The sequence below is a fragment of the Microbacterium sp. RU1D genome, assembly GCF_900156435.1.
In the GTDB taxonomy this organism is placed as follows: domain Bacteria; phylum Actinomycetota; class Actinomycetes; order Actinomycetales; family Microbacteriaceae; genus Microbacterium.
In genome coordinates this window covers 1,011,534-1,023,180 of sequence record NZ_FTPQ01000001.1, presented here as the reverse complement: position 1 = coordinate 1,023,180, position 11,647 = coordinate 1,011,534, and the positions used below count along the sequence as shown (strand labels likewise).

The window sequence follows — 11,647 nt, the reverse complement described above, 5'->3', positions numbered from 1 at the left end:
GACCCCGCGTGCGCACAACCCGTCGATGCTAACAAAGCAGCCTCCCCTGGCCCTGCGCGTTGTGCACAGGTCACCACCGGTGAGGGCGCGGCCGCTCAGGATGCTGGAGTGTCGGGCTCGCGCGGATCGAACGGTGCGTCGAGGGAACGCGTGAGGTCGTCGAGCAGGGCCGCGATCTGCGGCTCGACGTACTCGGCCACTGCCGCCTGGATGCGCAGGCGATGGTGCAGCAGGATCGTGCACACCTCGCGCCCGATCATGTTGGCGTAATCGTCGGCCAACCCGACCTCTTGCCGCAGCGCCGCCTTCGCCTCGTCGGAGAGGGGCGGCAGGGCCGGGATCTCGGCATCCTCCTGCGCCGCCAGACCCGAGAGGGTGAAGAGGAACGGTGACCCGGGTTCGGGGTCGGGGTCGAGCGGCATCCCGTCGAACTCCGGCTCGAGACCCTCGGCGGGGCGGTACGAACGACGGCGGTTGCGCTCGGCCTGCTGGTCGAGCTCGGCCTGCAGCATTGGGAGGTTGCGGGAGGTGTAGTCGGCGACGGCGTGGTCGACGATCCCCTTCACGCGCGTCGAAAGTCCGTGCTGCACCCCGTGCGGCACGTCGGAGCCCAGACCCGCGGCGGAGAGCACCGGCGACCCGAAGCAGCGACGACACGGGGCGACGCGACCGCGGTGGTTGGCGGGCTCCCAGCGCGGCAACCACCGCAGCCAGGCATCCACCGCCTGGCTGACCTGGCTTTCGAGCGACCGCTCCACGGCCCCTACGCTAGTGCGACACGCCCGAGAGGTGCGGATGCCACGGCGCGAACGCGCCAGGACGGGGCGGTGAGTGCGCCGGGGCGGCGGTCACGGCCGCGCCCGGACCGGAATGCTTGGGCGACAGGGACGCACGACGGCGCCGACGCCCGCCGTCACGGGGCATCTTCGTCGTCCTCCCAGCGCCACCGCGGCCCTTCCGCCCCCGTGCGGCACAGGAACACGCCGAGGAATCCCGCGAGCAGTCCCGCCGCGGCGACGACGGGTCCGGGGAAGCCCAGCGCGACGCTCCCCGCGGCGGCGACGCCCCGCGCCGGATCGGCTCCGCTCACGAGCGCGCCGACCACGATGCCGGCGGCCTCGCCCACGAACGCCGCGATGGCGCAGGGGATCGCCGTGAGGTAGCTCGGCGGGTCCGCCTTGAGGCCCCACATCAGCACGCCGGCGAAAAGGGCGAGAGCGGCCACCTGGCCGATGACGCCGGGGATCGCACCGAGACCGCGTACGGGGATGACATCGGCGTTCAGCACGAGGCTGGCCACCCCGAGGCCGCCGATGGACAGGGCGATGAAGGTGACGGAGGCGAAGACGACCGCGACCGGCGGGGTGACCCCCGCCGGTCGCGGCTCATTCGTCATAGCGACCGGATTCGCATCCGGCTCAGCGCTGCGACAGCTGGGGACCGGCCTCGAGCGTTCGCTCGTACTCGCGCTGCGCCTCGGCGTTGATCTCCGTGACGCGGCGACCGCGCGCCGCGACCCAGGCGCCGAACCAGATGGTCAGCTCGCGGCCGAGCACGAACGCCACGATCGCCAGCGGGGCGAGGACGTTGTTCTGCAGGAGGTCGAGCGACTCGCTCGAGGTGATGCGCCAGAAGGGAGCGGCGAAGAGCACGCCCAGCAGGTGCCCCAGCCAGGCGATGATGCCGACGACCAGACCCCACACGACCCAGTGCCCCCACCGGCCCCGGTTGATGAGGGCGCCGAGGAACCAGAAGCCGAGGAAGAAGGCCACCGTCGGCACCCACAGGCCCGCGGTCGTGAGGGCGGCGAGAGCCTCGCGCCCGAGGTCGGAGACGCCGAAGCCCCCGGTGAGCAGACCGAGACCCAGGGTCGCGGCGAGGTACAGCACCGCGAAGACGACGGCCGCGAGCAGGCCGATCGCACCGGCGGCGCCGCGGTTGCCGCGAGGGCGGGGCGCCTCGGGGGCCTGCACGAAGATGGGCTGCGGTCCTCCGACGGCGCGCGTCGGCTCCTCGGCGACGGGGGCGTGAGGTGGGGTCGCGGCGGCGGCGCCGGCACCGGCGGCCCCTGCGGCGGCAGCCGGTGCGGCCGCGGTCGCCGTGTCGTGGTGACGGGGCGCCTCGGTGTCGGCGGTCGCGTACCGCGCGGTGGAGGTGTCGTGCTCGGGCTCGGCCGAGGCGGCGTAGGCGGCCCAGCGGGCGTCTTCGTCGTCGAGGTCGACCGAGGAGGTGGATGCCGTCTGGGGGGCGACCGGCGACGCGTCGTGCACGATCGGAGCCGTGTGCTCGGTGCGGGCGTTCGCCGCAGCCGCGGCGTCGTGCTCCCCGGCTTCGTGCTCGTCCCACGCGGCCTGCGCCGCCTCGGTGTCGACGGCGTCGCGGCGGGCGGCCTCGGCGTCGGCGAGGCCCTCGTGCGCGCGGCCGACGACGTCGTGGGCGTCGTCCCGCGGCTCGGCGACGGGATCGCCGTATGTGTTCGTCGGCTCGACGACGGGGTCGCCGTGGGTGTTCGTGGGCTCAGCGACGGGGTCGCCGTGCGGCTTGTGGTCGCTCATGGGGTCTCCTCACGCGGTACTTGCGGCCACAGGCTAACCCGAGTCCGGCGTGTCGGTCGGGAGGCGTGCCGCGGATGTGCGTCTCGCCTGGACCCGAAGAGACACATAGGCTGAACACATGTCCGGTCGCCCGACTCGCACGGCCCTCGTCGCCGCTGTCGTCGGTGCGGCCGCTCTCGCGCTGGCGGCGTGCGCCCCCTCCGCTGACGAGTCGGCGCCGCAGGAGACCGCTCCGGTCGTCTCGAGCAGTCCCACCCCGATCCCCACGATCACGCAGACGGCGACCGCGGTGCGCATCCCCGCGGACTGCCGCGCGATGCTGACACCCGATGTGCTCGCGCAACTCGGCACGGTGCCCCTGAACGATCCCGCCCTCGGCCCGTCGGGGGTGCAGTCCGACGGCTCGCTGATCTGCATCTGGCGCGACCCGGCCGCCGACACGACGAGCCTGACGACGACGATCTCGCGCGTGGACCGCGGGCCCGCGCTCGACATGCTCAACGACCTCGTCTCCACGCAGGGCTTCAGCTGCTACACCCCCGACGAGGGCACCCGCTGCGAGAAGACCTGGATCAACGACACCTACCCCGTCAACGACGGGCGGACGCTGTTCTGGCGCGATGACGTCCTGGTCGACACCCAGTACTCCAACCTCGCGCCCACCGGCTACACCGCGAGCATCATCTCCTCGATCTTCGGCTGAACGGCTCCCCGCGTTCACTCCCCGAAGAACGCGTGGGATGCCACCGTCGCGGCGTAGTCGTCCGGCATCCAGCCCGTGAGGGTCGACGACACCCACCGGTCGCCGCGGAGGTCGTGGACCTCGAGCACGTCACCGGACGAGCGCTCGCAATGCACGACGCCGCCGTCGTCGGTGCACGCGAATCCCTGGGACGCGAGAGTCGTCCGGGCCGCGGCGGCGCCCTCGGGCGCGACCGTCGACACGGTCGTCTCGACGAAACGCCCGTTGACGCCGCGCCAGTGGCACGTGACGACGACGGTCGGTGCGGCGGCAGCCACCGCCTCGGGCGTCGACAGCGGGACGGTGCGGCGTTGCCACAGCAGGGCCTCGGGGGACCACACCATCGTCGACCACAGCGGCTGCGAGTAGAGGTGCCGACAGTCCCCCGCGGGCTCGGCAGGAGTGCCGGCGGCGGCCGTCGGCGTATCGGTGCTCGCGCGCAGCGTGTCGCCGACGAAGCTCACGGCGGTCGGGATGCCGGGTGCCGCCAGGACTCCCAACGCCACCACCGCCGCGGCGCAGAAGATCCCCGCCGGCCATGCCAACCACAGGCTGCGTCCACCGATTCGGGCCATGCGTTCCTCCGCATCCACGGTAGGCGCATACCCCCGGCGCACCCTTTCCCCGACACGCCGTCCCGTCCTCAGCACCCGCGCGACACACGGCCGACACGACGAAGGCCCCCGGCGCGAACCGGGGGCCTTCGAGGCGATCAGGATGCCGCACCGGGGTGCGGCATCCGTCGATCAGGGGTGAATCAGTTGTCTTCGCGACTGCGTCGCTCAGCAACTTCAATCGGCGCGGGAGAGCGAGCGAGCTCGCTCTCCTCTCGCCTCAATCAGTTGTAGGTGCCGGGCGTGAAGTCGTCCGTGGAGAAGCTGTCGAAGTCGACGTAGCTCAGGTCGGCGTCGCTGTACGCGCCGTCCGAGGCGAAGATGCGGTTGGGGTACCGCTCGCTCTTGGCCTCCTCCGTCGCCTCGACCGTGACGTTGCGGTACTTCGCAAGTCCGGTTCCGGCGGGGATGAGCTTTCCGATGATGACGTTCTCCTTGAGGCCGACCAGCGGGTCGCTCTTGCCCTCCATGGCCGCCTGCGTCAGGACGCGGGTGGTCTCCTGGAACGACGCGGCCGACAGCCACGACTCGGTCGCGAGCGACGCCTTGGTGATACCCATCAGCTCGGGACGACCCGACGCGGGACGCTTGCCCTCGCCGACCGTCTCGCGGTTGATGTTCTGGTAGCGCTTGAAGTCCACCATCTCACCGGGCAGCAGGTCGGTGTCGCCGTGGTCGACGACGGTGACCTTGCGGAGCATCTGTCGGACGATGACCTCGATGTGCTTGTCGTGGATCGGCACACCCTGCGAGCGGTACACGCCCTGGACGCCGTTGACGAGGTACTTCTGCACCTCGCGGGCACCCTGCACGCGCATGACCTCCTTGGGGTCGAGCGTTCCGACCTGGAGGGGCTCGCCGACCGAGACGTGCTGGCCGTCCTCGACCAGGAGCGTCGCGCGCTTCAGGACGGGGTAGACCACCGGCTCGTCGCCGTTGTCGGGCGTGAGGATGACCTTCTTGGCCTTGTCGGTCTCGTCGATCGTGATGCGACCGTCGGCCTCGGCGATCGGGGACGCGCCCTTGGGGGTACGCGCCTCGAACAGCTCCTGCACGCGGGGCAGACCCTGCGTGATGTCGTCGGCCGACGCGGAACCACCGGTGTGGAAGGTACGCATCGTCAGCTGGGTACCGGGCTCACCGATCGACTGGGCCGCGATGATGCCGACGGCCTCGCCGATGTCGACGATCTTCCCGGTCGCGAGCGAACGGCCGTAGCACTTCGCGCAGACACCGACGGCCGAGTCGCAGGTCAGCACGGAGCGGACCTTGATCGTCTCGACGCCACCGGCGACCAGCTTGTCGATGAGCACGTCGCCCACGTCGTCGCCGGCCTCGGCCAGCACGGTGCCCTGGGCGTCGACGACGGCCGTGGCGAGCGTGCGGGCGAACACCGAGTTCTCGACGTTGGCGTCCTTGACCAGGGTGCCGGTCGAGTCGGCCGCGGCGATCGGGAGCTCGAGGCCCTTCGACGTGCCGCAGTCCTCCTCGCGGATGATGACATCCTGCGAGACGTCGACGAGACGACGCGTCAGGTACCCCGAGTCGGCCGTACGGAGGGCCGTGTCGGCCAGACCCTTACGGGCACCGTGCGTCGCGATGAAGTACTCGGCGACCGACAGACCCTCGCGGTACGAGGAGATGATCGGACGCGGGATGATCTCACCCTTGGGGTTGTTCACCAGGCCTCGCATACCCGCGATGTTGCGGATCTGCAGCCAGTTACCACGGGCGCCCGACGAGACCATGCGGTTGATGGTGTTGTCGGCGGGGAAGTTGTCCCGCATCGCCTTCTGGACCTCGTCGGTGGCCTCGGTCCAGATCTTGATGAGCTCCTGACGACGCTCGGCGTCGGTGGTGAGACCCTTCTCGTACTGGCCCTGGACCTTCGCGGCCTGCTTCTCGTAGCCTGCGACGATCTCCGCCTTGTTCGGCGGGGTGAGGATGTCGCTCAGCGCCACCGTGACACCCGAACGGGTGGCCCAGTAGAAGCCGGCGTCCTTGATGCGGTCGAGCGACGCCGCGACCTCCACCTTGGGGTACTCCTCGGCGAGCTTGTTGACGATCTGCGACAGCTTGCCCTTGTCGGCCTGTTCGCGGACGAACGGGTAGCCCTTGGGGAGCGTGTCGTTGAAGATCGCCTGGCCGAGCGAGGCGTCGACGAGACCGTGGGTCTCGTAGCCCTCCGGTGCCTGGCCCTCGAGGAAGGTCAGGCCGGGGATGCGGATGCGCGCCTTCGCCTGCAGGTCGAGGGTGCCCTCGTCCTTGGCCAGGATCGCCTCGCCCACGGAGCCGAATGCACGGCCCTCGCCCACGGCACCCTCCTTGAGGGTGGTGAGGTGGTGCAGACCGATGATCATGTCCTGCGAGGGCAGGGTCACCGGACGGCCGTCCGACGGCTTGAGGATGTTGTTCGAGGCGAGCATGAGCACGCGCGCCTCGGCCTGGGCCTCGACCGACAGGGGCAGGTGGACGGCCATCTGGTCACCGTCGAAGTCGGCGTTGAACGCCGCGCACACGAGCGGGTGCAGCTGGATCGCCTTGCCCTCGACGAGCTGGGGCTCGAACGCCTGGATGCCGAGACGGTGCAGGGTGGGTGCACGGTTCAGCAGCACGGGGCGCTCGCGGATGATCTCCTCGAGAACGTCCCAGACCTCGGGACGGTAGCGCTCGACGGCGCGCTTGGCGGCCTTGATGTTCTGCGAGTGACCGAGGTCGATCAGGCGCTTGATGACGAACGGCTTGAACAGCTCGAGGGCCATCTGCTTGGGCAGACCGCACTGGTGGAGCTTGAGCTGGGGTCCGACGATGATGACGGAACGGCCCGAGTAGTCCACGCGCTTTCCGAGCAGGTTCTGGCGGAAGCGACCCTGCTTTCCCTTGAGCATGTCGCTCAGGGACTTCAGGGCGCGGTTGCCGGTACCGGTGACGGGGCGACCACGGCGACCGTTGTCGAACAGCGCGTCGACGGCCTCCTGCAGCATGCGCTTCTCGTTGTTGACGATGATCTCGGGGGCACCGAGGTCGATCAGGCGACGGAGGCGGTTGTTGCGGTTGATCACGCGACGGTAGAGGTCGTTCAGGTCACTGGTGGCGAAACGGCCACCGTCGAGCTGAACCATGGGACGAAGCTCCGGCGGGATCACCGGAACGACGTCGAGCACCATCGAGGCCGGCGACATACCGGTCTGCAGGAACGAGTTGACGACCTTCAGGCGCTTGATCGCGCGGATCTTGCGCTGACCCTTGCCCTCGGAGATCTGCAGGTGGAGGCTGTCGGCCTCGGCCTGCAGGTCGAAGGTCTCGAGGCGGCGCTTGATCGACTCCGCGCCCATGTGGGCCTCGAAGTACTGACCGAAGCGGTCCTGGAGCTCGTGGAAGACGTCGTCTTCGGGCTTCAGGGCGCCGACCTCGAGCGTGCGGAAGTCCTCCCACACGCGCTCGAGCTTGGCGATCTGCTCGTCCGCGTTCTTGCGGGCCGCCGTCATGTCCTTCTCGGCGGCGTCCTTGACCTTCTTCTTCTGGTCGGCCTTGGCGCCCTCCGCCTCGAGGGCGGCGAGCTCCTCCTCGAGCTTGGCCAGGCGCGCGGCGATGCGGGCATCGCGGCGGTCGCCGAGCGTCTTCAGCTCGAGACGGATGTTGTTCTCCTGCGTGGCCAGGTCGCGGTGACGAGCATCCTCGTCGACCGAGATGACCATGTAGGCGGCGAAGTAGATGACCTTCTCGAGGTCCTTCGGCGCCATGTCGAGCAGGTAGCCCAGGCGCGAGGGCACGCCCTTGAAGTACCAGATGTGCGTGACGGGCGCGGCGAGCTCGATGTGACCCATGCGCTCGCGGCGGACCGACGACTTGGTGACCTCGACGCCGCAGCGCTCGCAGACGATGCCCTTGAAGCGCACGCGCTTGTACTTGCCGCAGGCGCACTCCCAGTCGCGGGAGGGTCCGAAGATCTGCTCGCCGAAGAGGCCGTCCTTCTCGGGCTTCAGCGTGCGGTAGTTGATCGTCTCGGGCTTCTTGACCTCACCGAAGGACCAACGACGGATGTCGTCGGCGGTGGCCAGACCGATACGGATCTGATCGAAAGTGGTTGATTCGAGCACTGGTTCTCCTGTGTCGGAATTCTCTGAAATCTGAGCTGGGTCGCTGAGCTGGAAGCTCAGATCTCGTCGATCGACGAGGACTCGAAGCGGCTGGAGATGTTGATGCCGAGCTCCTCCGCAGCGCGGAAGGCGTCGTCATCCGTGTCGCGCAGGTTGACAGCCGTGCCGTCGGCCGAGAGGACCTCGACGTTCAGGCAGAGCGACTGCATCTCCTTCATGAGCACCTTGAAGGACTCGGGGATGCCGGGCTCCTGGATGTTCTCGCCCTTGACGATCGCCTCGTACACCTTGACGCGGCCGAGGATGTCGTCGGACTTGATCGTGAGGAGCTCCTGCAGCGCGTACGCGGCACCGTAGGCCTCGAGCGCCCACACCTCCATCTCACCGAAGCGCTGGCCACCGAACTGGGCCTTACCGCCGAGCGGCTGCTGGGTGATCATCGAGTAGGGGCCCGTCGAACGCGCGTGGATCTTGTCGTCGACCAGGTGGTGCAGCTTCAGGATGTACATGTAGCCGACCGAGATGGGCGCCGGGAACGGCTCGCCGGAGCGACCGTCGAACAGCAGCGTCTTGCCGGAGGAGTCGACCATGCGGTCGCCGTCGCGGTTCGGGATCGTCGAGTCGAGCAGACCCGCGATCTCGGCCTCGAACGCGCCGTCGAACACCGGGGTGGCGACCTTCGTGCCGGGGGCGGCCTCGCGAGCCGACTCGGGCAGCTGGGCGGCCCACTCCGGGTTGCCCTCGACCTTCCAGCCCTGCTGGGCGATCCAGCCGAGGTGGAGCTCCAGGACCTGACCGAAGTTCATTCGACCGGGGATGCCGAGCGGGTTGAGGATGATGTCGACCGGCGTGCCATCGGGCAGGAAGGGCATGTCCTCGATCGGGAGGATCTTGGCGATGACACCCTTGTTGCCGTGGCGGCCGGCGAGCTTGTCGCCCTCGGTGATCTTGCGCTTCTGGGCGATGTAGACCACGACGCGGCGGTTGACGCCCGAGCCGAGCTCGTCGTCGCCGTCCTCCGCGTTGAACTCCTTGACCGCGATGATCGTGCCCTGCTCGCCGTGGGGCACCTTCAGCGAGGTGTCACGGACTTCGCGGCTCTTCTCGTTGAAGATCGCGCGGAGCAGGCGCTCCTCGGCGCTGAGCTCGGTCTCGCCCTTGGGCGTGACCTTGCCGACGAGGATGTCGCCGGGACGCACCTCAGCACCGATGCGGATGATGCCGCGGTCGTCGAGGTCCTTCAGCAGATCGGGGCTGACGTTGGGGAGGTCACGGGTGATCTCCTCCTTGCCGAGCTTGGTGTCGCGCGCATCGACCTCGTACTCCTCGATGTGGATCGACGACAGCGTGTCGTCCTTCACGAGGTCCTGGCTGAGGATGATCGCGTCCTCGAAGTTGTGACCCTCCCACGTCATGAACGCCACGAGGAGGTTCTTGCCGAGGGCGAGCTCGCCGTTCTCGGTCGCGGGACCGTCGGCGATGACCTCGCCGGCCTCGATGCGCTCACCGGCGGAGACGACCACACGCTGGTTGTAGGACGTGCCCTGGTTGGAGCGGTCGAACTTGCGCAGGAAGTAGTCCTGCGTTCCGCCCTCGTCGAGCTGGATGGTCACGACGTCGGCCGAGACCTCCAGGACGACACCCGACTTTTCGGCGGTGACGACGTCACCGGCGTCGATCGCGGCGAAGCCCTCCATACCGGTACCGACCACGGGCGACTCGCTGCGCACGAGCGGCACGGCCTGGCGCTGCATGTTCGCACCCATGAGGGCGCGGTTGGCGTCGTCGTGCTCGAGGAACGGGATGAGCGAGGTCGCCACCGACACCATCTGGCGCGGGGAGACGTCCATGTAGCCGATCTCGTCGACGGGGAACAGGTCGACCTCGCCACCCTGACCGCGGCGGGCCAGGATGCGGTCCTCCACGAAGTGGCCGTCGGCCTGCAGGGCCACACCGGCCTGGGCGACGATGTGGTCGCTCTCCTCGCTGGCGGTGAGGTAGTCGATCGTGTCGGTCACGCGACCGTCCACGACGCGGCGGTACGGCGTCTCGATGAAGCCGAACGCGTTGATGCGCGCGAACGAAGCCAGCGAGCCGATCAGACCGATGTTCGGGCCTTCAGGGGTCTCGATGGGGCACATGCGGCCGTAGTGCGACGGGTGGACGTCACGGACCTCGACGCCGGCACGCTCGCGCGACAGACCACCGGGGCCCAGGGCCGACAGGCGGCGCTTGTGGGTCAGACCCGCGAGCGGGTTGTTCTGGTCCATGAACTGCGACAGCTGCGAGGTTCCGAAGAACTCCTTGATCGCGGCGACGACGGGGCGCACGTTGATCAGGGTCTGCGGCGTGATCGCCTCGATGTCCTGCGTGGTCATGCGCTCGCGGACGACGCGCTCCATGCGCGACAGACCGGTGCGGACCTGGTTCTGGATGAGCTCGCCGACGGCGCGGATGCGACGGTTGCCGAAGTTGTCGATGTCGTCGGTGTCGAGACGGATCTCGGCGGCCTGGCCGTTGCGCGTGCCGTCGAAGGTGACGTCACCGCGGTGCAGACGGACGAGGTACTTGATGGTCGCGACGATGTCGTCGACGGTCAGCACCGAGTCGCTCAGCGGCTTGTCGAGGCCGAGCTTCTGGTTGATCTTGTAGCGACCCACCTTGGCCAGGTCGTAGCGCTTGGCGTTGAAGTAGAAGTTGTCGAGCAGCGCACGCGCGGCCTCGGCGGCGACCTGCTCGCCCGGACGGAGCTTGCGGTAGATGTCGCGGAGGGCGTCTTCCTTGGTGAGGATCGTGTCCTTCGACAGCGTCTCCTCGATCGAGTCGAAGCCGCTGAACTCGGCGAGGATGTCTTCGCTGGTCAGGCCGAGGGCCTTGAGGAAGACGGTGACCGACTGCTTGCGCTTGCGGTCGATGCGCACGCCGACCTGGTCGCGCTTGTCGATCTCGAACTCGAGCCACGCACCGCGCGAGGGGATGACGCGGGCCGACACGATGTCCTTGTCGGAGGTCTTGTCGGGCGTCTTGTCGAAGTAGACACCGGGCGAGCGCACGAGCTGCGACACCACGACACGCTCGGTGCCGTTGATGATGAACGTGCCCTTGTCGGTCTGGAGCGGGAAGTCGCCCATGAAGACCGTCTGGGTCTTGATCTCACCGGTCTGGTGGTTCATGAACTCGGCCTCGACGTACAGCGGGGCGGCGTAGGTCTTGCCGCGCTCCTTGCACTCTTCGATCGAGTACTTCTCGGGCTCGAGGTAGGGGTTGGTGAACGAGAGCTGCATGGTCTCGCTCAGGTCTTCGATCGGGGAGATCTCCTCGAAGATCTCCTCCAGACCGCTGATCTCGGGCACGTCGGTGCGACCGGCGGCCTGGGCCTCGGCGACGCGCGCCTTCCAGGCCTCGTTACCGACGAGCCAGTCGAACGACTCGGTCTGCAGCGCGAGCAGATCGGGAACGGTCAGCTTGTCGGAGATCTTCGCGAACGAGAGGCGGGATGCTCCGCGTCCGCTCTTCGGGGTGGTGGTGGTGGATGCGTTGCTCGCAGCAGCCAAGGGAATAACCTCCAGAAGCCCGGGCGAGGGGCTCGTGATTCCTTGTCGTCAGGTGGAGTGCGTTCCTGCCCCGATAACCTGC

General features: G+C 68.6%; 7 protein-coding genes. 1 reads left to right on the top strand and 6 read right to left on the bottom strand.

Annotated features, from left to right (window positions below):
• Nucleotides 1-95: 95 nt before the first annotated feature.
• The 3 genes from B0B15_RS04575 to B0B15_RS04565 form a co-directional block, all read right to left on the bottom strand.
• Nucleotides 96-758, bottom strand: a complete 663-nt coding sequence (locus B0B15_RS04575) for a spermidine/putrescine ABC transporter substrate-binding protein (protein ID WP_076673631.1) — start codon at nucleotides 756-758, stop codon at nucleotides 96-98.
• Nucleotides 759-913: 155 nt separating this feature from the next.
• On the bottom strand, nucleotides 914-1,396 hold the full coding sequence (locus B0B15_RS04570) for a hypothetical protein (protein WP_076673629.1): 483 nt from the start codon (nucleotides 1,394-1,396) through the stop codon (nucleotides 914-916).
• Nucleotides 1,397-1,418: 22 nt separating this feature from the next.
• Entirely contained in the window at nucleotides 1,419-2,555 is a 1,137-nt protein-coding gene (locus tag B0B15_RS04565; RefSeq protein ID WP_076673627.1) for a hypothetical protein, read from the bottom strand.
• A gap of 118 nt (nucleotides 2,556-2,673) precedes the next feature.
• On the opposite strand from B0B15_RS04565, the gene B0B15_RS04560 reads away from it, so the two are divergent.
• Nucleotides 2,674-3,258: a hypothetical protein gene (locus B0B15_RS04560; RefSeq protein WP_076673625.1), complete on the top strand. Its 585-nt coding sequence runs from the start codon at nucleotides 2,674-2,676 to the stop codon at nucleotides 3,256-3,258.
• A 14-nt stretch (nucleotides 3,259-3,272) separates the two neighbouring features.
• Here the strand turns inward: B0B15_RS04560 and B0B15_RS04555 are convergent, their stop codons facing one another.
• The 3 genes from B0B15_RS04555 to B0B15_RS04545 form a co-directional block, all read right to left on the bottom strand.
• Nucleotides 3,273-3,872: a hypothetical protein gene (locus B0B15_RS04555; protein ID WP_076673623.1), complete on the bottom strand. Its 600-nt coding sequence runs from the start codon at nucleotides 3,870-3,872 to the stop codon at nucleotides 3,273-3,275.
• A 263-nt stretch (nucleotides 3,873-4,135) separates the two neighbouring features.
• Nucleotides 4,136-8,011, bottom strand: a complete 3,876-nt coding sequence (gene rpoC / locus B0B15_RS04550; protein ID WP_076673621.1) for a DNA-directed RNA polymerase subunit beta' — start codon at nucleotides 8,009-8,011, stop codon at nucleotides 4,136-4,138.
• A 56-nt stretch (nucleotides 8,012-8,067) separates the two neighbouring features.
• The gene (locus B0B15_RS04545; RefSeq protein ID WP_076673619.1) at nucleotides 8,068-11,565 is read right to left on the bottom strand and encodes a DNA-directed RNA polymerase subunit beta; all 3,498 of its coding nucleotides are present in this window, start codon (nucleotides 11,563-11,565) and stop codon (nucleotides 8,068-8,070) included.
• Between the last annotated feature and the right edge of the window lie 82 nt (nucleotides 11,566-11,647).

Coding starts and splice junctions, on each gene's coding strand:
- B0B15_RS04560 (WP_076673625.1), top strand. CDS start 2,674: ATGTCCGGTCGCCCGACTCGCACGGCCCTCGTCGCCGCTGTCGTCGGT.
- B0B15_RS04555 (WP_076673623.1), bottom strand. CDS start 3,872: ATGGCCCGAATCGGTGGACGCAGCCTGTGGTTGGCATGGCCGGCGGGG.
- B0B15_RS04570 (WP_076673629.1), bottom strand. CDS start 1,396: ATGACGAATGAGCCGCGACCGGCGGGGGTCACCCCGCCGGTCGCGGTC.
- B0B15_RS04565 (WP_076673627.1), bottom strand. CDS start 2,555: ATGAGCGACCACAAGCCGCACGGCGACCCCGTCGCTGAGCCCACGAAC.